This is a genomic window from Pseudomonas sp. S2_B07, from assembly GCF_054668435.1.
In genome coordinates this window covers 5,950,861-5,976,812 of record NZ_CP162769.1, presented here as the reverse complement: position 1 = coordinate 5,976,812, position 25,952 = coordinate 5,950,861, and the positions used below count along the sequence as shown (strand labels likewise).

Here is a 25,952-nt window from a genome sequence, read left to right as displayed (position 1 = left end):
GTTTCTCGTTTATCAAAGTTTGGTCAAGGACAGGCCGGCCCAGGTGGCAAGCAGCCCGCCGAATACGCTGAGCGTCGCATAGCCCAGGGCCAGCGGCACTTGCCCGCTTTCCAGCAGGCGCACCGTATCCAGTGAAAAGGATGAAAAAGTCGTCAGCCCTCCGAGGAAGCCGACGATCAACCCGGCACGCACCTCAAGCGGCACCTCCGGACGAATCAAAAAAAGACCGTATAGAGCACCGATCAGCAAACAGCCCACGATATTAACGGCCAGCGTCGCGGTATAGAAGTGCCGCGGCCAATTAGCGTTGATCCAGTTTCCGGTAGCAAAACGTAACAGTGTGCCGGCGACACCGCCGATGGACACCGCGATGACCAATGGAATCACTATTTTCTCCGCTGCCGAGGGCTTAGACGGTCAAGTTGGGCGAGGTGATTGAGCTTTTCGCCGATCTTCAATTCCAGGCCACGCGGCACTGGCTGGTAGAACGGCTGCGGTTCGAGTTCTTCCGGGAAGTAGTCTTCGCCCGCGGCGTAGGCATCCGGCTCATCGTGGGCATAACGGTATTCGTCGCCGTAGCCGAGTTGCTTCATCAATTTGGTCGGGGCATTGCGCAGGTGCAGCGGCACTTCCAGCGAACCGTGCTCGGTGGCGCTGCGCATCGCGGCCTTGAAGCCCATGTACACCGCGTTGCTTTTCGGCGCGCAGGCCAGATAGGTAATGGCCTGGGCCACCGCCAATTCACCTTCGGGGCTGCCGAGGCGCTCCTGCACTTCCCACGCCGCCAGGCACAGGCTCAGGGCGCGCGGGTCGGCATTGCCAATGTCTTCGCTGGCCATGCGCACCACGCGCCGGGCCAGGTACAGCGGATCGCAACCGCCGTCGATCATCCGCGCGAACCAATACAACGCGCCGTCCGGGTTGGAGCCGCGCACCGATTTGTGCAGCGCGGAAATCTGGTCGTAGAACGCTTCGCCGCCCTTGTCGAAACGCCGACGGGTATCGCCGAGCAGACTTTGCAGGAGATCGACGCCGATCTCGCTGTTGTCTTCGGCCAGGTCCGAGGCGTTTTCCAGCAGATTGAGCAGCCGCCGGCCATCGCCATCGGCGGCGGACAACAGCATCTGGAAGCCTTCATCGCTGAGTGTCAGCTGGCGCTTGCCCAACCCACGCTCTTCGGTCAGCGCGCGATGCACCAGTTTGCGCAGTGCCGCTTCGTCGAGGCTCTTGAGCACATAGACGCGGGCCCGCGAGAGCAAGGCGTTGTTGAGTTCGAACGAGGGGTTTTCGGTGGTCGCGCCGATAAAAATCAGCGTGCCGTCTTCAACGTACGGCAGGAACGCGTCCTGCTGGGACTTGTTGAAGCGGTGAACTTCGTCGACAAACAAGATCGTACGTTTGCCGTACTGCCCGGCCTGTTGCTTGGCGATTTCCACCGCCTGACGGATTTCCTTCACGCCGGCCAGCACCGCCGAGACCGTTTCGAAGTGCGCATCCGAGACTTCCGCCAGCAACCGCGCCAGGGTGGTTTTGCCCACGCCCGGCGGGCCCCAGAAAATCATCGAATGCAGGGCGCCCTGCTCCAGCGCTTCACGCAAAGGCTTGCCGCGAGCGAGCAGGTGTTCCTGACCGACGTACTCGTCCAGATTGGCCGCACGCAGGCGGGCGGCCAAGGGCTGAGCAATCGGGGCGCTGCGAAACAGGTCCATCACGACTTGCGAAACCTCACTACTTGAACACTGCAGGCTCACTCCTACAGGTATTGCGGTTTATTCCTGGATCACGTCCGCCCCTTTAGGGATGTCGAACTTGAACTTGGACGCCGGGATCGGCTCGTTGGCCTTCACACCGGTGAACAGGATATTGGTGCGCTGACCGACGCTGTCGATCAGTTGCATGTCGTTGACCAGACCGTTACGGAACGACAGACGCAGGCTGTCGAACAAGGTGTCTTTGGTTTTCGGCTTCAGGGTGAAGTCGATCACGCCGCCGGCTTCCTTGGCGCTGATGTCGAAGCTCTGGCTGATCTTGGACACATCACCAGACAGCAGCAGCGCCGGGGTCTGGGTCAGACGCATGTCGAGGGTCTTGATAGTGACCTGCTCCAGATCCGGGTCCCACAGGGTGACCTTCTTGCCGTCGGACACCATGGTTTGTTCAGCCGGCGCATTGGTGTGCCAGTAGAACAGACCCGGGCGCTGCAACGACATATCACCAGCGGTTTCCTGCAACTGGGTGCCGCTGCCATCAAGCGTCAGCTGGGAGAAACGTGCGGTCAATGTCTGGGATTTTTCCAGCAATTGGGTCAGGCGCGCCACGTCCTTGTCATCGGCGTGGGCCGAGAGCGTGGTCAAAGCTAGAACCGGCAGCAACAACATGCGGATAAGACGCATGGGAGTCCTCTTGATATTCGTGGGGGGTGCGAGTGGCGCGTCACTGCGCCACCCTGCTTCAAAGCAAATCAGTCGCGTACCGGGCCAGGCGCCAGGACTTCACGCGAACCGTTGGTATTCATGGACGTCACGACCCCGGCCATTTCCATGGCTTCGATCATGCGTGCGGCGCGGTTGTAGCCGATTTTCAGTTTGCGCTGAACGGCCGAGATGGACGCGCGACGGCTTTCCAGGACGAACTGCACCGCTTCGTCGTAGAGCGCATCGGTTTCAGCATCATCGTCGCCACCACCGCCGCCATTCTCAAAGCCGCTGCCGGCTTCTTCGACACCGGCGAGAATTTCGTCGTTGTATTCCGGTGCGCCGCGCAGTTTCCAGGCTTCCACCACGCGGTGAACCTCGTCATCGGACACGAACGCGCCGTGTACACGAATCGGCAGACTGGTGCCCGGTGGCATGTAGAGCATGTCACCGTGACCCAGCAATTGTTCGGCACCGCCCTGGTCGATGATGGTCCGGGAGTCGATCTTGCTTGACACCTGGAACGCCATACGCGTCGGGATGTTGGCTTTGATCAGACCGGTGATCACGTCCACCGACGGACGCTGGGTCGCCAGGATCAAGTGAATACCGGCAGCACGGGCCTTCTGGGCGATACGGGCGATCAGTTCTTCAACCTTCTTGCCGACGATCATCATCATGTCGGCAAATTCGTCGACGACCACGACGATGGTCGGCAGCTTGGTCAGCAGCGGCGCTTCGTCGTGAATGCTTTCGCGCTTGTACAACGGGTCGGTCAGCGGCGTGCCGGCGTCCTGGGCTTCCTTGACCTTGGCGTTGAAGCCGGACAGGTTTCGTACGCCCATCTTCGCCATCAGTTTATAGCGCCGCTCCATCTCCGCCACGCTCCAGCGCAGGGCGTTGGCCGCGTCCTTCATGTCGGTCACGACCGGGCACAGCAAGTGCGGGATGCCTTCGTAGATCGACAGCTCAAGCATTTTCGGGTCGATCATGATCAGTTTGGCGTCTTCAGGGCCGGACTTGAACAGGATCGACAGGATCATCGCGTTCACGCCCACCGACTTACCGGAACCGGTCGTACCGGCCACCAGCAAGTGCGGCATTTTCGCCAGGTCAGTGATGACCGGCTTGCCGCCGATGTCGTGACCGAGGGCCAGGGTGACCGGCGACTTGAAGTTGTCGTACTCAGGAGTCGACAGCACTTCGGAGAACCGCACGATCTGGCGGTCCTCGTTGGGGATCTCGATACCGACGGTGGTCTTGCCGGGAATCACTTCAACCACACGCACACTGGTCACGGCCAGGGAACGTGCCAGGTCTTTCGCCAGGTTGGCGATACGGCTGACTTTCACGCCTGCCGCCGGTTGAATTTCGTAACGGGTAATCACCGGGCCCGGGTGGATCGAATCCACCGAGACTTCGACGCCGAATTCCTTGAGCTTGATTTCCAGCAAATGGCCAACCGCAGCCAGGGATTCGGGCGAGTAATTGAGTTGTTTCTTTTCCGCAGGGTCGAGGATCGAGATCGGCGGCAAGGTGCCTTCCACGGCGCTGTCGACGAACAACGGTGCCTGCTTCTCTTTCTCCACACGCTTGCTCGGTGCAGCGGGTTTCGGCGGCGCTGGCGCAATGACCGGCGGTACCTGCTTCTCGCGCTCGGACATGTGCTTGCTCAGGGCCTGTTCGCGTTCGATCAGGCGTTCCTTGACCTTGGCCTGCTCGCGCTTGTCGGTGACGGTCGGTGCGACCACGTCATGCACGCGATCATCGACTTCACGCAGTTGCGCCACCAGTTGCTTGCGTTCGGTACGGGCTGCCCACCAGCGATTGGCCGCGCCCTGGAACAGTTCGAACAGGTCGAGGGTGATCTTGCCGGTGACGTCCATCACCTTGAACCATGACAGGTCGGTGAACACCGTCAGGCCAAACAGGAACAGCGCGATGAACAGCAGCGTGCTGCCCTGGATATTCAGCGCGTTCTTCGCCAGGTCGCCAAGGCTTTCGCCTAAAGCGCCGCCAGCACCCGCCGGAAGGCCGGTGGCGGCATGGAAATGGATGTGCGCCAGGGCGGCGCCAGACAGCACCAGAAACACCAGGCCGATCAGGCGCCAGGAGAACAGCCAGCCGCTCCACTGCCACGGCTCGTGGCGCTGACGGAAGATCTGATAGACCTTGACCGCGAGCAGCAACGGGAAGATATAGGCGAAGTAACCCAGCACCATGAACAGGATGTCAGCGCTGTAGGAACCGGCGGGACCGCCGAAGTTCTGCACGTCATCAATCTTGCTGTTGTGACTCCAGCCCGGATCGTCCTTGCCGTAAGTCAGCAAGGCCATCATCAGGAACAGGCACAAGGCGCCAATGGCGATCAATGCACCTTCCTTGAGCCGGTAGTGCAAATGCTGGCGCCAGAGCGGAACGACTGTTTTGGGTGCTGCGGTGGATTTCTTCAAAACGCTTCTTTTCCTGCGCCCGAGGCGCGTCCATCTGTTGAATGACTATAAAAAACTGCCCAATCCAGGCAGGTAAAAAAGTGAACAGGCGCAACCGGGACTACTTTTAACACTGCACCCCGTCTTTTATAAACATGGTGAGCACTGCTTATTTTGTTACAACCCCCTTTGCACGCAGGCATTGTACGGGTTTGTTCGCCCGATAACATGCGTGAGGCACTGGGTACAGCATAGCCAAAAAGTGCCGGTATATGCGGCCAATTTGAGCATGCATTCTCTTTCGTGACAAAGGCTTATGAGGTGTTTTTATGAGCGAAGCGAAGCATTCACGCCTGATCATTCTGGGTTCCGGCCCTGCCGGTTACAGCGCAGCCGTTTATGCCGCCCGCGCCAACCTCAAACCCGTTGTCATTACCGGCATACAGGCAGGTGGCCAGCTCACCACCACTGTCGAAGTCGACAACTGGCCCGGCGACGTCGAAGGGCTCACCGGCCCGGTGCTGATGGAGCGCATGCAAAAACACGCCGAACGCTTTGACACAGAGATCGTTTACGACCACATCCACACCGCCAAGTTGCAACAGCGCCCGTTTGAACTGATTGGCGACGGCGGCACCTACACCTGCGACGCCCTGATCATCGCCACCGGCGCTTCGGCGCAATACCTGGGCCTGCCCTCGGAAGAGACGTTCGCCGGCCGAGGGGTTTCCGCCTGCGCGACCTGCGACGGCTTTTTCTACCGCAATCAGGTGGTGGCGGTGATCGGTGGCGGCAATACCGCCGTTGAAGAGGCCCTGTATCTGTCGAACATCGCCAAGGAAGTCCATCTGATTCACCGTCGCGATAAGCTGCGCTCGGAGAAAATCCTCCAGGACAAACTGTTCGAGAAAGCCGCCAACGGCAATATTCGCCTGCACTGGAATCAGAATCTGGATGAAGTGCTGGGCGATACCAGCGGCGTGACCGGCGCCCGCCTGCGCGACAGCCAGACCGGCGAAACCCGTGAGTTGGCGCTGGCCGGCGTGTTCATCGCCATCGGCCATAAACCCAATACCGATCTGTTTATCGATCAACTGCCGATGCGCGACGGCTATCTGCGGGTCAAAAGCGGCAACGAAGGCGACGCCACCGCCACCGCAATCCCCGGCGTGTTTGCCGCCGGCGATGTCGCCGATCACGTTTACCGCCAGGCCGTCACGTCCGCCGGGGCCGGTTGCATGGCCGCACTGGACGCCGAAAAATACCTCGACGACATTCCCACCGTTTAACGGCACACTTTACGGCGGGCCCACCAGCCCGCCACCGCCCTCCCCTTCTGCAAGCCCGGATGCCATGCTGACTTGGTTACAACGCAATACCCTGACCTTCCCCCCGCTGGAAAAAGCCATGCGCGACCCCAACGGGCTCTTGGCTGCCGGGGGCGATCTGTCTGCCGATCGTCTGATTCAGGCCTATCGCCATGGCTGCTTTCCGTGGTTCTCCGAAGGCCAGCCGATTCTCTGGTGGTCGCCGGATCCGCGCACCGTGTTGTTTCCCGACGAACTGCATGTTTCCCGCAGCCTGGGTAAACTGCTGCGCCAACAGCGCTATCAAGTGACCTTCGATCAGGATTTCGCCGCCGTCATCCGTGCCTGCGCCGCGCCGCGTGATTACGCCGACGGCACCTGGATCACCCAGGCCATGCAGGACGCCTACATTGAACTGCACAGGCGCGGCCATGCGCATTCGGTGGAAGTCTGGGATCAGGGCGAGCTGGTTGGCGGGCTGTACGGCCTGGCGATGGGGCAGTTGTTCTTCGGCGAGTCCATGTTCAGCCGCGCCGACAACGCCTCCAAATTTGGCTTTGCCACACTGGTGCGACATCTGAAAGACTCGGGTTTTGTGCTGATTGACTGCCAGATGCCGACCGATCATCTGCACAGTCTCGGCGCACGAGCGATCCCACGCCGCGAATTCGCCGGTTACCTGGCGCAGCACCTGGATCAACCCAACCGCGCCACATGGGTTTGCTGAGCGACTTTCGCGCCGGTGGCTTACACTTAATTCAAAGCTTTTTCCCGAGGGTTGATCATGACCGAGTTGGCGCGTTTGAAGTTCTATGCCACTCAGCCCCACTCTTGCAGCTATCTGCCAGATGAACAGGCCACGACCCTGTTTCTCGACCCTAGCCAGCCCATGGATGTGCATGTCTATGCAGATTTGTCTGAAATGGGTTTTCGGCGCAGCGGCGACCACCTCTACCGGCCTCATTGCCAGAACTGCAACGCGTGCGTCCCGGCGCGCATCCCTGTGGCGCAATTCACCCCCAATCGCCAACAGAAGCGCATTTTCAAACGCAATGCCGACCTGCAGGTTCGCCCCGCCAGGGCGCAGTTCAGCGAAGAGTATTTCGACCTCTACCAGCGCTACATCGAACAGCGCCACGCGGATGGCGACATGTACCCGCCGAGTCGTGATCAATTCTCCACGTTCCTTGTGAGGGATCTGCCGTTCTCGCGTTTCTACGAATTTCGTCTCGCAGGGCGGCTGCTGGCGGTGGCCGTCACCGACTTACTGCCGAACGGCCTGTCGGCGGTTTACACCTTTTACGAACCGTCCGAAGAACGTCGCAGCCTGGGGCGTTTTGCGATCCTGTGGCAGATCGGCGAGACCCGGCGCCTTGGACTGGAGGCCGTCTATCTCGGCTACTGGATCAAAAACTGCAAAAAGATGAGCTACAAGACCCAATATCGGCCTATCGAACTGCTGATTAATCAACGCTGGGTCATCCTGAACTAGAACCCCTTGGCTTAAACCCCATTTTTCGGGCACAATGCACGCCGCTTTTGCCTGGCGCAGTTGCACCGGGCCATTCATTGGACACCGAGGGCTTTACTGCATGTCGAAAGAAGACAGCTTCGAAATGGAAGGCACTGTCGTCGACACCCTGCCCAACACCATGTTTCGTGTGGAGTTGGAAAATGGGCACGTCGTAACCGCGCATATCTCCGGCAAGATGCGCAAGAACTACATTCGTATTCTTACCGGTGACAAAGTGCGCGTCGAGCTGACGCCCTATGACTTGAGCAAAGGGCGCATCACTTACCGCGCTCGCTAATCAAGTCAATACAAAACGCCCGGCTCTGCCGGGCGTTTTTGTTTGTCTGCGATTTGGTGGGGTTTGGGGGTTGTGTGTATATCCGTTGCTGCGGTCACGGCGGCTGGCGGTTTCGCTCTTACAGCGAGTCACTTTTGACAAACGCGGTACGTGTCAAGGTACCTGTCGCCTTGGTACTTCCGCTGCTAACCCATTGCGCCGTTAACTTCAGGGCGTTCTGGGTTCAAATACACCGCATCTGCCAGCTTCCAGTTGCGTGTCCTGGTACTCCAGCGGCTCGGATTCGCTTCCCTGGCCTCTTCATAAAGCGCTGCTCTAGCTTGTAATAAAGCCGTCGCTTTGCCTTCGTGTCGCTCGTTTGGTGTCACGTATTTCAAGGCACTGTGGCGGTGATCTTCGTTGTACCACTCGATGAATTTCTGCACCCAAAGCCTTGCATCAGTCACCGTTTCAAAAGGTTGATCCGGCCAGAGTGGGCAGTACTTAGCGGTGCGGAACAGTGCCTCGGCATAAGCGTTATCGTTGCTCACCCTAGGCCGGCTAAAGGATGGCTCGACGCCCAGCGCAACCATACTTTCACGCAACAAAGAACCTCTCATCACGTGCCCGTTATCCGAGTGCAGCACCAGCGGGCGACCCGCTGTGTGTTCACGTAAGCACCCCTTTCTGAGCAGTTCGCACGCGTGTTCGGCGCACTCCACCTCATGTACTTCATTGGCGACCAGCTTGCGGCTGTAGACATCCTTGACCATGTACCAGTAGAAAAACCGGCCTCTGACGGTACTTGGCAACCAGGTGATATCCCAGCACCACACCTGATTGGGGCTGTCAGCGCGATGAGTCGTCAGCACCCTGCGTTTCGGGGCTTTGGTTCTGCCACGACGCACGTTTTGGTTGGCGGTTTTTAACACACGATAAAACGTCGACTCCGAAGCCAGGTAGATGCCTTCATCGGCCAGCTTAGGAACGATTTGGTACGGGGTGAGGCTGGCGTAGCCAGCCTGATTGGCGGCATCAAGCACTGCTTGGCGCTCCGTCTCACTGAGCTTATTAGCCGGAGCTGCCCGTTGAGCCAGTCGTCGTCGATCACAACCAGTGTGTCGCCAGCGTTGGACTGTGCGCAGGCTCAACCCCAACTCATTGCACGCTCGATATCGACGAGCGCCATTCAGTACCGCGTCTGCAATCAACTTCATGGCTTGCGTGCGATCAAAGGCGTCGATCAGTCTTCCTTGTCCTTGCCCCAGATCGCATTGGCTTTTTTTCTGAGTGCCAGCAAAGCCTCCGCCTCAGCACGCCCAGCATCTGACCGGATCAACTGACGCTCCAATTCTTTAATCCGCCGTTGTTCGGCAGTTTTCTCTACATTGGGTTTCAGATCAGCAAGAATATTGGCGTTTTGGCAGATCTCGCGCCATTGACGGATTTGCTCCGGGTAGATGCCCTTGAGCCGGCAGTATTGAGAAATTTCCACCTCACTCAACGGTGCTGTTTCCATCACAGCGTTGAATTTATCGGCGCTGGACCATTGATCACTGGTCTTGCCATTTCCCGGCACGATCAAACCTTTATCTCTAGCCATTTGTCTCCAGTTTCGCAGTGACTGAGGCGTGAGATTAAGTGCAACGGCGAGTTCCGCCACTGAGCGATTGAGGGGCGGCATCATTTGCAGGACGACCCAATCTTTGAAGTCTTCGTTATAGCGCTTGGACATTGCTAAACACCTTCGCCCTCTTGCATGAGTGAGTCAATCAACAAGGGCGACAGGTAGCCTGACACGGAGGGAACGCCTCAAAAGTAACCAAAAAGTCTTCGCCCCGGCGTACGGCGCCTCGCTGAGGCTCCGCGTACCCTCGCTACGGTGTCCATCAGGGGGCATCGCCTCCGGCCTGCTTCGCGACGACCTCCTCTCGATGTGTGCCGCCTAACCCCCTGATGGACACCTACGCTCGGCCTGCCGAAGGGGCGAAAGATCAAAAGATCGCAGCCTCGTTTCACTCGACAGCTCCTACAGGGGATGGGTGTGCATGTGCTTCTCACCACTCAACAGGATGAGCGTTAGCTCGGCTGCAGCTCTTGATCTTGATCCACGGGCGACATCGGAAGGCTGAGGGGAGGGATTCATCCGGGGTGGGAGCGCAGCGACCGTTCGACGAAGTCGAACACATCGAGAGGAGGTGCAGCGAAGCAAACCGGAGGCGATGCCCCCCGGATGGATCCCGGAGCGAAGGAACCCCGAGCCCCAGCGAGTGGGCCGAACGTAGGAGCAAGCGTTTTTTTGCTTACTTTTTTTAGGCGTTTGTAAAAAAAGTGAGTCGCCGTAAGGGCGAAACCGCCAGCCGCCGTTACCGCACCAACGGATATACACCCACCCCCCCCCAAACCCCAAACAGCAAAAAGGCGCCCGAAGGCGCCTTTCGCTTTACAACAGATCAACAGCCGTCAGGCCATCTCAGCCGTGGTCTCGAACTCGAAGGTCAGCTCGCCATCCTTCAGATCGATATGCACCACACCACCATGGTCGGCCAGCTCGCCAAAGAGGATCTCTTCGGCCAGTGGACGCTTGATCTTGTCCTGGATCAAACGCGCCATTGGACGAGCACCCATTGCCGTGTCGTAGCCACCCACTGCCAGCCAGCCGCGCGCTGCGTCCGTCACTTCCAGCTGCACGCGCTTGTCTTCCAACTGCGCCTGAAGCTCGGTAAGGAACTTGTCCACCACGCTTTTGATGACCTCATGGCTGAGGCGACCAAACTGGATAATGGTGTCCAGACGGTTGCGGAACTCTGGCGTGAAGCTCTTCTTGATCACTTCCATCGCATCGGACGAGTGGTCCTGATGGGTGAAACCGATCGAAGCACGCGCCGCTGTTTCGGCACCGGCGTTGGTCGTCATGATGACGATCACGTTACGGAAATCCGCCTTGCGCCCGTTGTTATCGGTCAGCGTACCGTGGTCCATGACCTGCAGCAGCAGGTTAAAGACTTCCGGATGCGCCTTCTCGATCTCATCGAGCAACAGCACGCAGTGAGGCTGTTTGGTGATGGCTTCGGTCAGCAGACCGCCCTGATCGAACCCGACGTAGCCTGGAGGTGCACCGATCAGACGCGATACGGTGTGGCGCTCCATATACTCGGACATGTCGAAGCGAACCAGTTCGATGCCCAACGCCTTGGCCAGTTGACGCGCCGCTTCGGTTTTACCGACACCGGTCGGCCCTGCGAACAGGAACGAACCGACAGGCTTGTCGGGCGACTTGAGGCCCGCACGGGACAGTTTGATCGCCGTCGACAACGAGTCGATGGCGGCATCCTGGCCAAATACGGTCAGCTTCAGGTCACGCTCAAGGTTACGCAGCAACTCTTTGTCGGAGCTGGTGACGTGCTTAGGCGGAATCCGGGCGATTTTCGCCACGATGTCCTCGACCTGAGGCACCTCGATGCGCTTCACACGCTTCTCGATTGGCTGCAGACGCTGATAGGCGCCCGCCTCGTCGATAACGTCGATCGCCTTGTCCGGCATGTGCCGGTCATTGATATAGCGCGAAGCCAGTTCAGCCGCCGCACGCAGCGCCTCATCACTGTATTCGATGTTGTGGTGCGCTTCGAAACGCCCTTTCAGGCCGCGCAGGATGCCAATGGTGTCTTCCACCGAAGGCTCCGACACATCGACCTTCTGGAAGCGTCGTGCCAGGGCACGGTCCTTCTCGAAGATCCCGCGGAATTCCTGGAACGTGGTCGAGCCGATGCAACGGATATCACCCGAGGACAGCAGCGGCTTGAGCAGGTTCGAGGCATCCATGACGCCACCGGACGCAGCACCCGCACCGATGATGGTGTGGATTTCGTCGATGAACAGGATCGCCTGCGGACGTTTTTTCAGCTCATTGAGCAGCGCCTTGAAGCGCTTCTCGAAATCACCACGGTATTTGGTCCCGGCCAGCAAGGCGCCCAAGTCGAGGGAATACACCACGCTGTTGGCCAGCAAATCCGGCACCTGGTTGTCGACAATGCGTTTGGCCAGGCCTTCGGCAATCGCGGTTTTACCCACGCCCGCCTCGCCCACCAACAGCGGATTGTTTTTACGACGGCGCGCCAGAATCTGTGCGACGCGTTCGACTTCCAGCTCACGGCCTACCAATGGATCGATTCGACCCTGGCGCGCGAGTTCGTTGAGGTTGCTGGCATAAGCATCCAGAGGATTGCCTGAAGATGAAGACTCACCGCCCTCGTCGTCCTGCATATCTTGCTCACCTTCAGAGTGATCGCCATGCCCGGGCACTTTGGAAATGCCATGGGCGATGTAGTTGACGACATCGATGCGCGCAACGCTCTGCTGTTTCAGCAGGAACACTGCCTGACTCTCTTGCTCACTGAAGATCGCGACCAGCACGTTGGCGCCAGTCACTTCGCGTTTGCCCGAGCTCTGTACGTGAAAAACAGCACGTTGCAGTACACGCTGGAAGCCCAGGGTTGGCTGGGTTTCACGATCCTCGTCATGGACAGGGATCAATGGCGTGGTGGAGTCGATGAACTCCTGCAGGTCATGCTTGAGTTTGTCGAGGTTTGCGCCGCACGCACGCAAAACAGTGGCGGCAGCCTCATTGTCCAATAGGGCCAGCAGGAGATGTTCGACGGTCATGAACTCATGACGCTTCGAACGGGCCTCCTTGAAGGCTAGATTGAGGGTGACTTCGAGCTCGCGGTTTAACATAGCTTCACCTCATACCCAAGTGGTCGGCGATTAACCGTCCTTCTCGATTTCACAGAGTAGCGGATGCTGGCTTTCCCTGGCGTACTGGTTGACCTGCATGGCCTTTGTCTCGGCGATGTCGCGGGTAAACACTCCACATACTGCCCGCCCTTCTGTATGGACGGCCAGCATGACCTTGGTCGCCAGCTCCCGATTCAGGTTAAAAAACACCTCGAGCACTTCGACGACGAAATCCATCGGTGTGTAGTCATCGTTGAACAAAACCACCTTGTACATCGGCGGCGCCTGTAACGCAGGCTTTGCCTCCTGAACAGCAATACCCGCTGAATCGTCGTCGTGTGAATCAGGATGATCCTGATTGAATGTTAGTCGAATCTGGCTGATTGCATGCATGGAAAGAAAGGTTCGTCAGTTGTGCTAATACAGTGGTGGGGGCGCCCAGGGACGATTTCAACACCGACCGCCCGGTCACCTTGACTATCGGGAAAACGGTGTTACAACCAATAGAGCCCACAGTGGGTAAAAAAGGTCCGCGGAGTCAATCTTAATTCCAAGATTAGACTGCGGATGTACTGGATGATACTCCAGTGATGGAGTCTGTTGCAGAGGGATATGAGCATGGCAGTCGGCAAGGTGAAATGGTTCAACAACGCCAAGGGATTCGGTTTCATTAACACCGACGCCAGAGAAGGTCGTGATGAGGATGGCAAGGAAATCGATTTCTTTACCCACTATTCGGCCATCAAGATGGAGGGCTACAAGACCCTCAAGGCCGGACAGGTCGTTTACTTCGAGATCGTTCAAGGCCCCAAGGGACTGCACGCCGTAAACATTGGGGCCGCCCCGTCAGTGAGCGAACCAGTCGCTCCCGCCACCCAGCAGGAGACGGTATCGAACTGACGCAACCGGCATTCAGACATGAAAAAACCGCCCGAGGGCGGTTTTTTTTGTACCGGCTCGCTTACATATGCGAGATCAGCGCATCACCAAAACCGGAAGACGACACCAGCTTCGCGCCGTCCATCAGGCGTTCGAAGTCATAGGTCACGGTCTTGGCGGAAATCGCGCCATTGGTGCCCTTGATGATCAGGTCGGCCGCTTCGGTCCAGCCCATGTGACGCAGCATCATTTCAGCAGACAGGATCAGCGAGCCCGGATTGACCTGGTCCTTGCCGGCGTACTTCGGCGCAGTACCGTGGGTCGCTTCGAACATGGCAATGGTGTCGGACAGGTTGGCACCCGGCGCGATACCGATACCGCCCACTTCCGCCGCCAGGGCGTCGGAGAGGTAGTCGCCGTTCAGGTTCAGGGTCGCGATCACATCGTATTCGGCCGGGCGCAGCAGGATCTGCTGGAGCATGGCGTCGGCGATGGCGTCCTTGACGATGACGTTCTTGCCGGTTTTCGGGTTCTTGAACTGCATCCACGGACCGCCGTCGAGCAGGGTCGCGCCGAACTCTTCAGCCGCCACTTCGTAGGCCCATTCCTTAAAGGCACCTTCGGTGAACTTCATGATGTTGCCTTTGTGCACGATGGTCAGCGAGTCGCGGTCGTTGTCGACCACATACTGCAGGGCCTTGCGCGCCAGGCGCTTGGTGCCTTGCAGCGAAACCGGCTTAATGCCGATACCGCAGTTTTCGTCGAAACGGATCTTGGTGACACCCATTTCATCTTTAAGGAACTTAATGACTTTGGTTGCTTCCGGCGAACCGGCTTTCCACTCGATACCGGCGTAGATGTCTTCCGAGTTCTCACGGAAAATCGTCATGTCGACGTCGCCTGGTTTTTTCACCGGGCTAGGCACGCCTTCGAACCAGCGCACAGGGCGCAGGCACACATAAAGGTCGAGTTGCTGACGCAGGGCCACGTTCAGGGAACGGATGCCGCCACCGACCGGGGTGGTCAGAGGGCCCTTGATGGAAACCACGTAATCTTTAACTGCGTCCAGGGTTTCCTGGGGTAGCCAGGTGTCCTGATCGTAAACCTGAGTCGCTTTTTCCCCGGCGTAGACTTCCATCCAGGAAATTTTGCGCTCGCCGCCGTAAGCCTTCTTAACAGCAGCATCGACAACCTTGATCATGACCGGGCTGATATCAACACCAATACCATCGCCTTCGATGAAGGGGATGATCGGGTTGTTAGGAACATTGAGAGAATGGTCTGCGTTGACGGTGATTTTGTCGCCGACTGCTGGAACCTGAATCTTCTTGTATCCCATGCTGAACTCCATTGTTTGGATTGAACATCTGGCTTCGTTCGAGCGTAACCCAGTTAAATCGGCGCGCAAACCCTATGTTCCATCCATCTGCCGCAAAGCTGCATTCCTCGCGGGCTACAAGCCTGAAAGCAAAGGGAAAAGCGCCAAAGTCGAGCACGACGAACGACTCTACGCCCCACTCGCCCCTGCGACCTTTAGACCAATGGACGATATTCCTTACTCATGAACCATCGGCAGATTGCCAGCTACCTATGTATAATGCCGCCGCTGACTAAAGGGTCACGACGGTGGAGAGGCTCTATGACGAGACTTTCCGCCCTATAAGCCGGTCTGTTACCGCAGTCCGAATGCTTGACGCCCTACTGATGCACCCAACATCACAGCAACGAAACCTCGATATTCGGCTCATGGATGACTTTGAACGAACGCGCTTACCCGGCGCCCCTCGAGTTTCTGCGCACGCTTTAGCAAAGAAGAGAGAGTTAATCCGAATATGCCCACCCGCTCGAAGATCATCTATACCTTCACCGACGAAGCCCCAGCCCTCGCCACCTATTCACTGTTGCCTATCGTAGAGGCCTTCACCGCCTCGGCCGATATCGCCGTTGAAACCCGCGATATCTCTCTTGCAGGACGCATTCTGGCCAGCTTCCCCGAGCAACTGGGTGATAAAGCCGTAGCCGACCACCTCGCCGAACTGGGCGACCTGGCTGTTACGCCTGAAGCCAACATCATCAAGCTGCCGAACATCAGTGCTTCCGTACCGCAGCTGCAAGCCGCCATCAAAGAACTGCAAGCCCAGGGCTTCGCCGTTCCTGACTACCCGGAAACCGTGACCAGCGACGCCGACAAGCTCGCCAAGTCGCGCTACGACAAGATCAAGGGCAGCGCCGTAAACCCGGTTCTGCGCGAAGGCAACTCCGATCGTCGCGCACCGCTGTCGGTCAAGAATTACGCTCGCAAACACCCGCACAAAATGGGCGCTTGGGCTAAAGACTCCAAGTCTCACGTTGCGCACATGAGCGCCGGCGATTTCTACGGCAGCGAAAAAGCCGCCCTGATCGAAGCCGCTGACGCCGTCAAAATCGAACTGATCGCTCAAGACGGCACCACCACCGTCCTGAAAGAAAAAACCACCGTACAAGCCGGTGAGATCCTCGATTGCGCGGTCATGAGCAAAAACGCTCTGCGCAGCTTCATCGCTGCCGAGATCGAAGACGCCAAAGCCAAGGGCGTGCTGCTGTCGGTTCACCTCAAAGCCACCATGATGAAGGTCTCCGACCCGATCATGTTCGGCCAGATCGTTGCCGAGTTCTATAAAGACGCACTGGCCAAGCACGCTGACGTGCTGGCGCAGATCGGCTTCAACCTGAACAACGGTATCGGCGACCTGTACGCTCGCATCAAAGCCCTGCCGGCTGAGCAGCAAGCGCAGATCGAAGCGGACATCCAGGCGGTCTACGCCGTTCGTCCGTCGTTGGCCATGGTCAACTCCGACAAAGGCATCACCAACCTGCACGTGCCGAGCGACGTCATCGTCGACGCCTCGATGCCAGCCATGATCCGTGACTCCGGCAAAATGTGGGGCACCGACGGCCAGCTGCACGACACCAAAGCGGTGATCCCGGATCGCTGCTACGCAACCATCTACCAGGCCGTGATCGAAGACTGCAAAGTCAACGGTGCTTTCGACCCAACCACCATGGGCAGCGTGCCAAACGTTGGCCTGATGGCGAAGAAAGCCGAAGAGTACGGTTCGCACGACAAGACTTTCCAGATCAAGACCAACGGTGTGGTTCGGGTTTCCGACAGCGCCGGTCGCACCCTGCTGGAACAGTCGGTTGAAGCCGGCGACACCTTCCGCATGTGCCAGACCAAAGACGCGCCGATCCAGGACTGGGTCAAACTGGCCGTCAACCGTGCTCGCGCCAGCAGCACTCCGGCGATTTTCTGGCTGGACCCGATGCGCGCCCACGATGGCGTAGTGATCGAGAAAGTTCAGGCTTACCTGAAGGATCACGACACGGCCGGCCTGGACATCCAGATCATGGCGCCTGTCGACGCGATGAAGTTCACCCTGCAACGTACTCGCGAAGGCAAGGACACCATCTCGGTGACCGGCAACGTATTGCGCGACTACCTGACTGACCTGTTCCCGATCATGGAACTGGGCACCAGCGCCAAGATGCTGTCGATCGTTCCGCTGATGAATGGTGGCGGCCTGTTCGAAACCGGCGCTGGCGGTTCGGCGCCGAAGCACGTGCAACAGCTGCTGGAAGAAAACTTCCTGCGTTGGGATTCCCTGGGCGAGTTCCTGGCCCTGGCCGCGTCCCTTGAGCACCTGGGTGTGACGTACAACAACCCTAAGGCGCTGGTTCTGGCCAAGACCCTGGATCAGGCCACCGGCCAGTTCCTGGACAACAACAAGTCGCCATCGCGCAAAGTCGGCAACATCGACAACCGCGGCAGCCACTTCTACCTGGCGCTGTACTGGGCTCAGGCCCTGGCCGCCCAGACTGAAGACGCTGCACTGCAAGCGCAGTTCGCGACCCTGGCCAAAACCCTGACCGAGAACGAAGCAACCATCGTTGCCGAGCTCAACGCCGTTCAGGGCAAGCCAGTGGACATCGGCGGTTACTACCACGCCAATGCCGAGCTGATCAGCAAGGCCATGCGCCCTAGCCCAACCTTCAACGCAGCGGTTGCTGCGCTGGTTTAAGGTTGTAAGGATGCATCACAAACCCCGGCCAAGCGCCGGGGTTTGTGTTTTCAGGCTCACTCCTACACTTAACTGCATTTACACCTTGGAAATCGAGGAAGCTTCATGGACTGGAAACCCCACATCACCGTCGCCACCATCGTCGAGGACAATGGCCGCTTCCTGATGGTCGAAGAACTCAAGCACGACCGTATCGTACTCAATCAACCCGCCGGCCACCTCGACCCGAATGAAACGCTGATCGAAGCCGCGGTACGCGAAACCCTCGAAGAAACCGGCTGGGACGTTGAAGCCACCGGTGTAGTCGGCATTTACCTGTACACCGCCCCGAGCAACGGCGTGACTTACCAGCGTGTCTGCTTCACGGCAAAACCGCTCAAACACCACCCGGATTATCAGCTGGATGACGGCATCGTCGGCGCCAAGTGGCTGACGCGTGACGAATTGCTGGAACAGCGCGCAAACTGGCGCAGTGAGCTGATCATCCGCTGTATCGATGATTATCTGGACGGCAATCACTTCGGTCTCGAACTGATCCGCCCTTCTCTTTAGCCTTGCGGGCTCCAGCCTGCTAGAATCGCGTCCTTTTTCAAGACACTCATTGAATCCCTATGCGTGATCCAGCCCCTTCTGACACACAAAAGAAGCGCGTCATTGTCGGCATGTCCGGCGGCGTGGACTCTTCCGTTTCCGCTCTCCTGTTGATCGAGCAGGGCTATGAGGTGGAAGGCCTGTTCATGAAGAACTGGGAAGAAGACGATGGAACGGAATACTGCACCGCCATGGACGACCTGGCGGATGCGCAGGCTGTGTGCGACAAAATCGGTATCAAGCTGCACACCGCCAACTTCGCCGCCGAGTACTGGGACAACGTGTTCGAGCACTTCCTGGCCGAATACAAGGCCGGTCGCACGCCGAACCCGGACATCCTGTGCAACCGCGAGATCAAGTTCAAGGCGTTCCTCGACTACGCCATGGTGCTCGGCGCCGACCTGATCGCCACCGGCCACTACGTGCGCCGCCGCGATATCGACGGTCGCACCGAACTGCTCAAGGGCCTGGACGCGAACAAGGACCAGAGCTACTTCCTGCACGCCGTCGGCGGCGAACAGATCGCCAAGACCCTGTTCCCGGTCGGCGAGCTGGAAAAGCCTGAAGTCCGTGCGATTGCCGAGAAATACGAACTGGCGACCGCTAAGAAAAAGGACTCCACCGGTATCTGCTTTATCGGCGAACGTCGTTTCAGCGACTTCCTCAAGCAATACCTGCCAGCGCAGCCCGGCGAGATCAAGACCACCGAAGGCGAAGTGATCGGCCGTCACCACGGCTTGATGTACCACACCATCGGTCAGCGTCAGGGCCTGGGCATCGGCGGTTTGAAAGACGCCAGTGACGAGCCGTGGTACGTGCTGATCAAGGACCTGGAACACAACGAACTGATCGTTGGCCAGGGCAATGACCACCCGTACCTGTTCTCCCGTGCCCTGCTCGCTTCGGACATCTATTGGGTCAACCCGATTGATCTGACCGAGCCGCGCAAGCTGACCGCCAAGGTCCGCTATCGCCAAAGCGACCAGCCCTGCACGCTGGAGAAAACCGCTACCGGCTACCGCGCGACCTTCGATGACCCGCAGCGCGCGGTCACCCCAGGGCAATCCGTGGTGTTTTACGACGGTGAAATCTGCCTGGGTGGCGGCGTTATCGAAATTGCCGAGCCGTGGACCAGCAAAGGCCAGCCACAATGAGCCCGACTCAGGAGCAACTGACGGCGCTGGGCGGCGTGTTTCTCGCTGCCGTCCTCGTCGACAAGATTGCCAAGACCGGCCAGACCACCGAAGCCGGCCTGACCTGCATGCTCGGCAGCCTGCTGATTCGCGACCCCAAGGACACGCTGGAAGTCTACGGCGGTGACGACCTCAATCTGCGCGAAGGTTATCGCGCGCTGGTGGGCGCACTTGAACGCGACCCGAGCGCCCTTCAACGCGAACCTTTGCGTTACGCCCTGGCGATGCTCGGTCTGGAGCGTCAACTGGCCAAGCGTGGCGACATGCTGGACGTGATCGGCAAGCGCTTGCCGCAGATTCAATCCCAGGTCGAACACTTCGGCCCGGCCCACGAAAACGTGATCGCCGCGTGTGGCGCACTGTACCAGGACACCCTGAGCACGCTGCGCCAACGGATTCAGGTCCACGGCGACATGCGCAACCTGCAACAGCCAAGCAATGCTTCGAAAATCCGCGCCCTGTTGCTGGCCGGAATTCGCTCGGCGCGCCTGTGGCGGCAGTTGGGCGGTCATCGCTGGCAGCTGGTGATCAGCCGACGCAAATTGTTGAAAGAGCTTTACCCCTTGATGCGTAACGAATAAGTCGCGCAGACAAGTTTTACTCCGCATTACGCGTAATACGCCGGTCAGTTGGCAACGGACCGACGGATTTTTTCATGTATGATACGCGCCCCATTTCGTTGCCCGACTGTCCGAGAACACCCCATGCAGCTTTCTTCGCTCACTGCGGTTTCCCCTGTTGACGGCCGCTACGCCGGCAAAACCCAGGCCCTGCGCCCGATTTTCAGTGAATACGGCCTGATCCGTGCTCGCGTTCTGGTTGAAGTGCGTTGGCTCCAGCGCCTGGCCGCTCACCCTGGTATCAGCGAAGTGCCGGCGTTCTCCGCCGAAGCCAACGCCGTGCTGAACACCCTGGCGGAAAACTTCGCTCTGGAGCACGCCGAGCGTGTCAAAGAGATCGAGCGCACCACCAACCACGACGTCAAAGCCATCGAATACCTGCTCAAAGAGCAAGCGGCCAAGCTGCCAGAACTGGCTGCCGTCAGCGAGTTCATCCACTTTGCCTGCACCAGCGAGGACATCAACAACCTGTCCCACGCCCTGATGCTGCGCGAAGGCCGTGATGACGTGATGTTGCCGCTGATGCGCCAAACCGCCGAAGCCATCCGCGAACTGGCCATCCGTTTTGCCGATGTACCCATGCTGTCGCGTACCCACGGTCAACCGGCTTCGCCGACTACCCTGGGCAAAGAGCTGGCGAACGTGGTTTACCGTCTGGAGCGTCAAATCGCTCAGGTCGCTGCCGTACCGCTGCTGGGCAAGATCAACGGCGCTGTCGGCAACTACAACGCTCACCTGTCGGCCTACCCTGAGATCGACTGGGAAGAAAACGCCCGCGCCTTCATCGAAGACGAGCTGGGCCTGGGTTTCAACCCGTACACCACCCAGATCGAACCGCACGACTACATCGCCGAGCTGTTCGACGCGATTGCGCGCTTCAACACCATTCTGATCGACTTCGACCGTGACATCTGGGGCTACATCTCCCTGGGTTATTTCAAACAGCGCACCATCGCTGGCGAAATCGGTTCGTCGACCATGCCGCACAAGGTCAACCCGATCGACTTCGAAAACTCCGAAGGCAACCTGGGCATCGCCAACGCACTGTTCCAGCATTTGGCGAGCAAACTGCCAATCTCCCGCTGGCAGCGTGACCTGACCGACTCCACCGTGCTGCGCAACCTCGGTGTCGGCTTCGCCCACAGCGTGATCGCGTACGAAGCCAGCCTCAAAGGCATCAGCAAGCTTGAGCTGAACGCTCAAAAGATCGCTGCCGACCTGGACGCTTGCTGGGAAGTGCTGGCCGAGCCAATCCAGACCGTGATGCGCCGCTACAACATCGAAAACCCGTACGAAAAGCTGAAAGAACTGACCCGCGGCAAAGGCATCAGCCCAGAAGCGCTGCAGACTTTCATCGACGGCCTGGACATGCCAGCCGCCGCCAAGGCCGAGCTGAAATTGCTCACCCCGGCGAACTACATCGGCAACGCTGTAGAGCAAGCCAAACGTATCTGATTGACCGCTGGACCTGCTTGAGACGCCCGGCCGCGCCGGGCGTTTTTATTCCTGTCTAAAAAGTAGTTTTTTTCAATAGGTTACACATGAATCCTGACATTCCTCTTCAACTTCTGGGCGGCATCACGGCACGCGAATTCCTGCGCGACTACTGGCAGAAAAAACCGCTGCTGATCCGCCAGGCGATTCCTGATTTCGAAAGCCCGATCGACGCCGACGAACTGGCCGGCCTGGCGCTGGAAGAAGAAGTCGAATCGCGTCTGGTGATCGAGAACGGCGAGCGCCCATGGGAGTTGCGCCGCGGCCCGTTTGCCGAAGACGAATTCAGCAAACTGCCGGAACGTGACTGGACCCTGCTGGTTCAAGCGGTCGATCAGTTTGTGCCGGAAGTCAGCGAACTGCTGGAAAACTTCCGCTTTCTGCCGAGCTGGCGCGTTGACGACGTGATGATCAGCTTCGCCGCCCCCGGTGGCAGCGTCGGCCCGCACTTCGACAACTACGACGTGTTCCTGCTGCAAGGCCACGGCAAGCGCAACTGGAAAATCGGCCAGATGTGCGATGCCGAGAGCAAGCTGCTGCCCCACGCAGACCTGCGCATCCTCGCTGAATTCGAAGCCACCGAAGAGTGGGTTCTGGAACCGGGCGACATGCTGTACTTGCCACCACGCCTGGCTCACTGCGGCGTCGCGGTCGATGACTGCATGACGTACTCGGTGGGCTTCCGTGCGCCGAGCGCCGCTGAAGTGCTGACCCACTTCACTGACTTCCTCAGCCAGTTCCTGACGGACGAAGAGCGTTACACCGACGCCGACGCCCTGCCTGCGGTCGATCCACACCAGATCCAGCACGACGCCCTTGATCGCCTGAAAAGCCTGCTGGCCGAGCACATGAGCGACGAGCGCCTGCTGCTGACCTGGTTTGGCCAGTACATGACCGAACCGCGCTACCCGGAACTGGTGGTTGGCCCGGAAGAGATCGAGGAAGACGACCTGCTCGCCAGCCTTGAGCAAGGCGCCGTTCTGATCCGCAACCCAAGCGCCCGCCTCGCCTGGTCCGAAGTCGATGACGACCTGCTGCTGTTCGCCAGCGGCCAGAGCCGTTACCTGCCGGGCAAGTTGCGCGAACTGCTGAAAATGATTTGCGCCGCTGACGCACTGCACATCGACAACCTCGGCGAATGGCTGATTGACGAAGACGGTCGTGGCCTGATCTGCGAATTGATCAAGCAAGGCAGCCTGGGGTTTGCTGATGAATAAAATTCACGTACGTGTCGCAGACTGGCAGAAGGACATCGCCGAGATCCGGCGCATTCGTGAGACGGTATTCATCGCCGAGCAATCCGTTCCACCTGAGCTGGAATGGGATGCCGATGACGCCACCGCGGTGCATTTCCTGGCCTTCGAAGGCGACTTCCCGATTGGCACCGCTCGCCTGCTGCCCGATGGTCACATCGGCCGGGTTTCGGTGCTCAAGGACTGGCGTGGCCTGAAGGTCGGCGATGCACTGATGCATGCAGTGATTGGTGAAGCGGAGAAACGCGGGCTGAAGCAGCAACAGCTCAGCGCGCAAGTGCAGGCCACGGCGTTCTATGAGCGCCTGGGTTTTCACATCCTCAGCGAGGAGTTCCTGGAAGCCGGGATTCCGCATGTGGACATGGTGCGTCACTCGGCTTGATACCGAGGCACCCCCATCGCGAGCTCACGATGAGGCCCGCAAGAACACCACAAAACGCCCCGCCATTTTCGGATGCCGGGGCGTTTTGCTGTCTACGATTCAACTTGCACCACGCCGGGCCGACAAACTGGCACTATCAAGGCATTAGAAGTCGGAGATAACGGATATGTCCCTACGCACCCTGCTCACCACCCTGTTGCTGACCTGCAGTTTTTCAGCCATGGCTGCCACCGAGATCGTGCCCCTCAAGTTTCGCACCAGCGCCGACATGCTGCCCATGGCGCAGGATTTCATTGGCAAGGAAGGCCAGGTCAGCGCCTATGGCAATCAGCTGATCGTCAACGCAGATCAACGCAAGATCGACGAACTTAAAACCCTGATCAGCCAACTCGACGTCGCCGCCAAGCGCTTGCTGATTACCGTCGACACCAATGAAAACAACTTTCAAGGCGATCAGGGCGCCTCGGTCAACGGTGCCAAGCCAAGCCAGACCCGAATCATCAATTACAGCACCGACAGTCGTGACGGTGGCATCCAGCAGATTCAGGCCAGCGAAGGCACCCCCGCCCTGATTCAGGTCGGCCAAAGCGTGCCACTCACCAGCTCACAGACCGATTCCTACGGTGATCTGCGCAGCCAGACCGAGTACCGCAACGTCACTCAAGGTTTCTACGTCACCGCCAGCGTCACCGGCGACATCGTTCACTTGGCGATCAGTACCAACCGTGACCGCATGAGCCAGGAACGTCCCGATGTAGTGAACGTGCAAAGTACCGACACAACTGTCACGGGCCGCCTCGGCGAATGGATCCTGCTGGCCGGCGTCAATCGCCAGACCCAAGCCGACAAACAGGGCACGAGCCGCAACTACGCTACTCAGGGCCGGGATGACATGACCCTGCGGGTGAAAGTCGATACTTTGGACTAAACCACCGAAAACTGACTGATTAGTCGTATTAGACCAAAGATGTAGTGCCTGAAAAAAAGCACTACAAAACGTTTGACGATCGAAAAAAGCAAAGGCATGATGGCCTCGCTCCCGCTAATCAGGGGCCCTGGCAAGGGCCTTCGAAGCGATGCTCGCACCTACCCCGCGAGCCGCTTCGTGTCTGTACCGCCCACAAGGTGTGTTTGACGAGGTTGCCGACTGGAACGAAGTTGTCCCGAGGGACGGAAGCGTAATTAGGTAACCCGGCTTCACACTGATGTTTGCACCAAGGCCCACGATGCCCCAATGCGTTCGCCAGTTTGCCCTTACCTGCTCACTTCCCCTCGAGCCCATCGTTCATCCTGTCGACACCCCCGCCAAATCCGACTTGACCACCTAGCTTCTGGTCAGCGAGCGCATGAATTTTCCACCGCAGAACAACTTTCCGTAAAAGACGCGACGAGGTTTATCTCCATGGCACTGACACGCGAACAGCAAATTGCAGCCCTCGAAAAAGACTGGGCTGAAAACCCACGCTGGAAAGGCGTGACTCGCGCTTACTCCGCTGCTGACGTCGTCCGCCTGCGTGGCTCGGTTCAACCTGAGCACACCTTTGCAAAAATGGGCGCCGAAAAGCTGTGGAACCTGGTCACCCAGGGCGCCAAGCCATCCTTCCGTCCCGAGAAAGATTTCGTCAACTGCATGGGCGCCCTGACTGGCGGCCAGGCTGTACAGCAAGTTAAAGCCGGTATCCAGGCGATCTACCTGTCGGGCTGGCAAGTTGCTGCGGACAACAACTCCGCCGAATCGATGTACCCGGACCAGTCGCTGTACCCGGTGGATTCCGTTCCAACCGTGGTCAAGCGCATCAACAACTCGTTCCGTCGTGCTGACCAGATCCAGTGGAAAGCCGGCAAAGGCCCGGGCGACGAAGGCTACATCGACTACTTCGCTCCAATCGTGGCTGACGCTGAAGCCGGTTTCGGCGGCGTACTGAACGCTTACGAGCTGATGAAGAGCATGATCGAAGCAGGCGCCGCTGGCGTTCACTTCGAAGACCAACTGGCTTCCGTGAAAAAATGCGGCCACATGGGCGGCAAGGTACTGGTTCCTACCCAGGAAGCTGTACAGAAGCTGACCGCTGCCCGTCTGGCAGCTGACGTTGCCGGTACGCCGACCATCATCCTGGCCCGTACCGACGCTAACGCTGCTGACCTGCTGACTTCCGACTGCGACCCGTACGACCAGCCATTCGTGACTGGCGAACGTACCCAGGAAGGCTTCTACAAAGTGCGCGCCGGTCTGGACCAGGCCATCGCTCGCGGCCTGGCTTACGCGCCGTACGCCGACCTGATCTGGTGCGAAACCGCCAAGCCGGATCTGGACGAGGCTCGTCGCTTCGCTGAAGCGATCAAAAAGGAATACCCGGACCAACTGCTGTCGTACAACTGCTCGCCTTCCTTCAACTGGAAGAAAAACCTGGACGACGCGACCATCGCCAAGTTCCAGCGCGAACTGTCCGCCATGGGTTACAAGCACCAGTTCATCACCCTGGCCGGCATTCACAACATGTGGCACAGCATGTTCAACCTGGCGCACGACTACGCCCGCAACGACATGACTGCCTACGTGAAACTGCAAGAGCAAGAGTTCGCTGACGCCGCCAAGGGTTACACCTTCGTGGCTCACCAGCAGGAAGTGGGCACCGGCTACTTCGACGACATGACCACTGTGATTCAAGGTGGCACGTCTTCGGTAACCGCACTGACCGGCTCGACTGAAGAAGAACAGTTCCACTGATCTGCTTCGCCTGAACGATCGGCCGCTGCGGACCGACTAGAAAGCTAACCGCAACGCCGCACATCTGACGCCCCGAC

23 protein-coding genes are annotated in these 25,952 nt (G+C 58.7%); 15 read left to right on the top strand and 8 right to left on the bottom strand.

Features of this window, described 5'->3' with window-relative positions:
- Positions 1 to 12: 12 nt before the first annotated feature.
- The 4 genes from crcB to AB4N43_RS27415 form a co-directional block, all read right to left on the bottom strand.
- Positions 13 to 387 carry a fluoride efflux transporter CrcB gene (crcB, locus tag AB4N43_RS27430; protein WP_027925134.1) on the bottom strand — a complete coding sequence of 125 codons (375 nt, stop codon included), beginning with the start codon at positions 385 to 387 and terminating at the stop codon, positions 13 to 15.
- Complete coding sequence (locus AB4N43_RS27425) at positions 387 to 1,709, bottom strand: replication-associated recombination protein A (protein WP_027925133.1); 1,323 nt, start codon at positions 1,707 to 1,709, stop codon at positions 387 to 389. Before AB4N43_RS27425 ends, crcB begins: the two co-directional genes overlap by 1 nt.
- A 60-nt stretch (positions 1,710 to 1,769) precedes the next feature.
- Complete coding sequence (gene lolA, locus AB4N43_RS27420) at positions 1,770 to 2,393, bottom strand: outer membrane lipoprotein chaperone LolA (RefSeq protein WP_027925132.1); 624 nt, start codon at positions 2,391 to 2,393, stop codon at positions 1,770 to 1,772.
- Between the two features lie 68 nt (positions 2,394 to 2,461).
- Positions 2,462 to 4,867 carry a DNA translocase FtsK gene (locus AB4N43_RS27415; RefSeq protein WP_027925131.1) on the bottom strand — a complete coding sequence of 802 codons (2,406 nt, stop codon included), beginning with the start codon at positions 4,865 to 4,867 and terminating at the stop codon, positions 2,462 to 2,464.
- Between the two features lie 308 nt (positions 4,868 to 5,175).
- On the opposite strand from AB4N43_RS27415, the gene trxB reads away from it, so the two are divergent.
- The 4 genes from trxB to infA all read left to right on the top strand — a co-directional run bounded on the left by trxB (position 5,176) and on the right by infA (position 7,964).
- Positions 5,176 to 6,135 (top strand): thioredoxin-disulfide reductase, encoded by a 960-nt coding sequence (gene trxB / locus AB4N43_RS27410; RefSeq protein WP_460152318.1) that lies wholly within the window; start codon positions 5,176 to 5,178, stop codon positions 6,133 to 6,135.
- A 64-nt stretch (positions 6,136 to 6,199) separates the two neighbouring features.
- Positions 6,200 to 6,880: a leucyl/phenylalanyl-tRNA--protein transferase gene (gene aat / locus AB4N43_RS27405; protein WP_027925129.1), complete on the top strand. Its 681-nt coding sequence runs from the start codon at positions 6,200 to 6,202 to the stop codon at positions 6,878 to 6,880.
- Between the two features lie 57 nt (positions 6,881 to 6,937).
- On the top strand, positions 6,938 to 7,645 hold the full coding sequence (locus AB4N43_RS27400; RefSeq protein ID WP_027925128.1) for an arginyltransferase: 708 nt from the start codon (positions 6,938 to 6,940) through the stop codon (positions 7,643 to 7,645).
- 100 nt (positions 7,646 to 7,745) lie between these two features.
- On the top strand, positions 7,746 to 7,964 hold the full coding sequence (infA, locus tag AB4N43_RS27395) for a translation initiation factor IF-1 (RefSeq protein ID WP_002553999.1): 219 nt from the start codon (positions 7,746 to 7,748) through the stop codon (positions 7,962 to 7,964).
- Between the two features lie 185 nt (positions 7,965 to 8,149).
- On the opposite strand, the gene AB4N43_RS27390 is transcribed toward infA, so the two are convergent.
- The 3 genes from AB4N43_RS27390 to clpS form a co-directional block, all read right to left on the bottom strand.
- A protein-coding gene (locus tag AB4N43_RS27390; protein ID WP_256218453.1) for an IS3 family transposase occupies positions 8,150 to 9,678 on the bottom strand; the annotation gives its coding sequence in 2 pieces (ribosomal slippage) (positions 8,150 to 9,219 and positions 9,219 to 9,678; 1,530 coding nt in all).
- A gap of 728 nt (positions 9,679 to 10,406) precedes the next feature.
- Positions 10,407 to 12,677, bottom strand: coding sequence for an ATP-dependent Clp protease ATP-binding subunit ClpA (gene clpA / locus AB4N43_RS27385; RefSeq protein WP_027925125.1), 2,271 nt, complete (start codon positions 12,675 to 12,677; stop codon positions 10,407 to 10,409).
- A gap of 30 nt (positions 12,678 to 12,707) precedes the next feature.
- Positions 12,708 to 13,070 carry an ATP-dependent Clp protease adapter ClpS gene (gene clpS, locus AB4N43_RS27380; RefSeq protein ID WP_027925124.1) on the bottom strand — a complete coding sequence of 121 codons (363 nt, stop codon included), beginning with the start codon at positions 13,068 to 13,070 and terminating at the stop codon, positions 12,708 to 12,710.
- Between the two features lie 225 nt (positions 13,071 to 13,295).
- Between clpS and AB4N43_RS27375 the strand changes: the two genes are divergently transcribed.
- Positions 13,296 to 13,577, top strand: a complete 282-nt coding sequence (locus tag AB4N43_RS27375; RefSeq protein ID WP_027925123.1) for a cold shock domain-containing protein — start codon at positions 13,296 to 13,298, stop codon at positions 13,575 to 13,577.
- Between the two features lie 61 nt (positions 13,578 to 13,638).
- Here AB4N43_RS27375 and icd read toward each other — a convergent pair whose 3' ends face one another.
- Positions 13,639 to 14,895 carry an NADP-dependent isocitrate dehydrogenase gene (gene icd, locus AB4N43_RS27370; protein WP_027925122.1) on the bottom strand — a complete coding sequence of 419 codons (1,257 nt, stop codon included), beginning with the start codon at positions 14,893 to 14,895 and terminating at the stop codon, positions 13,639 to 13,641.
- Here icd and AB4N43_RS27365 point away from each other — a divergent pair.
- From AB4N43_RS27365 to aceA, 10 genes are all read left to right on the top strand, one after another.
- Positions 14,894 to 15,121 (top strand): hypothetical protein, encoded by a 228-nt coding sequence (locus tag AB4N43_RS27365; RefSeq protein ID WP_032833628.1) that lies wholly within the window; start codon positions 14,894 to 14,896, stop codon positions 15,119 to 15,121. The genes icd and AB4N43_RS27365 overlap by 2 nt on opposite strands.
- A 267-nt stretch (positions 15,122 to 15,388) precedes the next feature.
- Positions 15,389 to 17,614, top strand: a complete 2,226-nt coding sequence (locus AB4N43_RS27360; protein WP_027925121.1) for an NADP-dependent isocitrate dehydrogenase — start codon at positions 15,389 to 15,391, stop codon at positions 17,612 to 17,614.
- Between the two features lie 105 nt (positions 17,615 to 17,719).
- Entirely contained in the window at positions 17,720 to 18,166 is a 447-nt protein-coding gene (locus AB4N43_RS27355) for an NUDIX hydrolase (protein WP_027925120.1), read from the top strand.
- Between the two features lie 59 nt (positions 18,167 to 18,225).
- Positions 18,226 to 19,359 (top strand): tRNA 2-thiouridine(34) synthase MnmA, encoded by a 1,134-nt coding sequence (gene mnmA, locus AB4N43_RS27350; RefSeq protein ID WP_027925119.1) that lies wholly within the window; start codon positions 18,226 to 18,228, stop codon positions 19,357 to 19,359.
- Positions 19,356 to 19,979, top strand: coding sequence for a high frequency lysogenization protein HflD (gene hflD / locus AB4N43_RS27345; protein WP_027925118.1), 624 nt, complete (start codon positions 19,356 to 19,358; stop codon positions 19,977 to 19,979). Before mnmA ends, hflD begins: the two co-directional genes overlap by 4 nt.
- Before the next feature lie 123 nt (positions 19,980 to 20,102).
- Complete coding sequence (gene purB / locus AB4N43_RS27340; protein ID WP_027925117.1) at positions 20,103 to 21,473, top strand: adenylosuccinate lyase; 1,371 nt, start codon at positions 20,103 to 20,105, stop codon at positions 21,471 to 21,473.
- An 86-nt stretch (positions 21,474 to 21,559) separates the two neighbouring features.
- Positions 21,560 to 22,729 (top strand): ribosomal protein uL16 3-hydroxylase, encoded by a 1,170-nt coding sequence (locus AB4N43_RS27335; RefSeq protein ID WP_027925116.1) that lies wholly within the window; start codon positions 21,560 to 21,562, stop codon positions 22,727 to 22,729.
- Positions 22,722 to 23,147, top strand: a complete 426-nt coding sequence (locus tag AB4N43_RS27330) for a GNAT family N-acetyltransferase (protein WP_027925115.1) — start codon at positions 22,722 to 22,724, stop codon at positions 23,145 to 23,147. Before AB4N43_RS27335 ends, AB4N43_RS27330 begins: the two co-directional genes overlap by 8 nt.
- Before the next feature lie 166 nt (positions 23,148 to 23,313).
- Positions 23,314 to 24,075 carry a secretin N-terminal domain-containing protein gene (locus AB4N43_RS27325; RefSeq protein ID WP_460152312.1) on the top strand — a complete coding sequence of 254 codons (762 nt, stop codon included), beginning with the start codon at positions 23,314 to 23,316 and terminating at the stop codon, positions 24,073 to 24,075.
- 474 nt (positions 24,076 to 24,549) lie between these two features.
- Positions 24,550 to 25,875 (top strand): isocitrate lyase, encoded by a 1,326-nt coding sequence (aceA, locus tag AB4N43_RS27320; protein ID WP_027925113.1) that lies wholly within the window; start codon positions 24,550 to 24,552, stop codon positions 25,873 to 25,875.
- Positions 25,876 to 25,952: the final 77 nt, after the last annotated feature.

What these genes read in the sequence shown, in the direction of transcription:
- AB4N43_RS27425 (WP_027925133.1), bottom strand. Translation starts at nt 1,709, where the DNA reads ATGGACCTGTTTCGCAGCGCCCCGATTGCTCAGCCCTTGGCCGCCCGC.
- lolA (WP_027925132.1), bottom strand. Translation starts at nt 2,393, where the DNA reads ATGCGTCTTATCCGCATGTTGTTGCTGCCGGTTCTAGCTTTGACCACG.
- trxB (WP_460152318.1), top strand. Translation starts at nt 5,176, where the DNA reads ATGAGCGAAGCGAAGCATTCACGCCTGATCATTCTGGGTTCCGGCCCT.
- aat (WP_027925129.1), top strand. Translation starts at nt 6,200, where the DNA reads ATGCTGACTTGGTTACAACGCAATACCCTGACCTTCCCCCCGCTGGAA.
- AB4N43_RS27400 (WP_027925128.1), top strand. Translation starts at nt 6,938, where the DNA reads ATGACCGAGTTGGCGCGTTTGAAGTTCTATGCCACTCAGCCCCACTCT.
- infA (WP_002553999.1), top strand. Translation starts at nt 7,746, where the DNA reads ATGTCGAAAGAAGACAGCTTCGAAATGGAAGGCACTGTCGTCGACACC.
- clpA (WP_027925125.1), bottom strand. Translation starts at nt 12,677, where the DNA reads ATGTTAAACCGCGAGCTCGAAGTCACCCTCAATCTAGCCTTCAAGGAG.
- clpS (WP_027925124.1), bottom strand. Translation starts at nt 13,070, where the DNA reads ATGCATGCAATCAGCCAGATTCGACTAACATTCAATCAGGATCATCCT.
- AB4N43_RS27375 (WP_027925123.1), top strand. Translation starts at nt 13,296, where the DNA reads ATGGCAGTCGGCAAGGTGAAATGGTTCAACAACGCCAAGGGATTCGGT.
- AB4N43_RS27365 (WP_032833628.1), top strand. Translation starts at nt 14,894, where the DNA reads ATGCTGAACTCCATTGTTTGGATTGAACATCTGGCTTCGTTCGAGCGT.
- icd (WP_027925122.1), bottom strand. Translation starts at nt 14,895, where the DNA reads ATGGGATACAAGAAGATTCAGGTTCCAGCAGTCGGCGACAAAATCACC.
- AB4N43_RS27360 (WP_027925121.1), top strand. Translation starts at nt 15,389, where the DNA reads ATGCCCACCCGCTCGAAGATCATCTATACCTTCACCGACGAAGCCCCA.
- AB4N43_RS27355 (WP_027925120.1), top strand. Translation starts at nt 17,720, where the DNA reads ATGGACTGGAAACCCCACATCACCGTCGCCACCATCGTCGAGGACAAT.
- mnmA (WP_027925119.1), top strand. Translation starts at nt 18,226, where the DNA reads ATGCGTGATCCAGCCCCTTCTGACACACAAAAGAAGCGCGTCATTGTC.
- hflD (WP_027925118.1), top strand. Translation starts at nt 19,356, where the DNA reads ATGAGCCCGACTCAGGAGCAACTGACGGCGCTGGGCGGCGTGTTTCTC.
- purB (WP_027925117.1), top strand. Translation starts at nt 20,103, where the DNA reads ATGCAGCTTTCTTCGCTCACTGCGGTTTCCCCTGTTGACGGCCGCTAC.
- AB4N43_RS27335 (WP_027925116.1), top strand. Translation starts at nt 21,560, where the DNA reads ATGAATCCTGACATTCCTCTTCAACTTCTGGGCGGCATCACGGCACGC.
- AB4N43_RS27330 (WP_027925115.1), top strand. Translation starts at nt 22,722, where the DNA reads ATGAATAAAATTCACGTACGTGTCGCAGACTGGCAGAAGGACATCGCC.
- AB4N43_RS27325 (WP_460152312.1), top strand. Translation starts at nt 23,314, where the DNA reads ATGTCCCTACGCACCCTGCTCACCACCCTGTTGCTGACCTGCAGTTTT.
- aceA (WP_027925113.1), top strand. Translation starts at nt 24,550, where the DNA reads ATGGCACTGACACGCGAACAGCAAATTGCAGCCCTCGAAAAAGACTGG.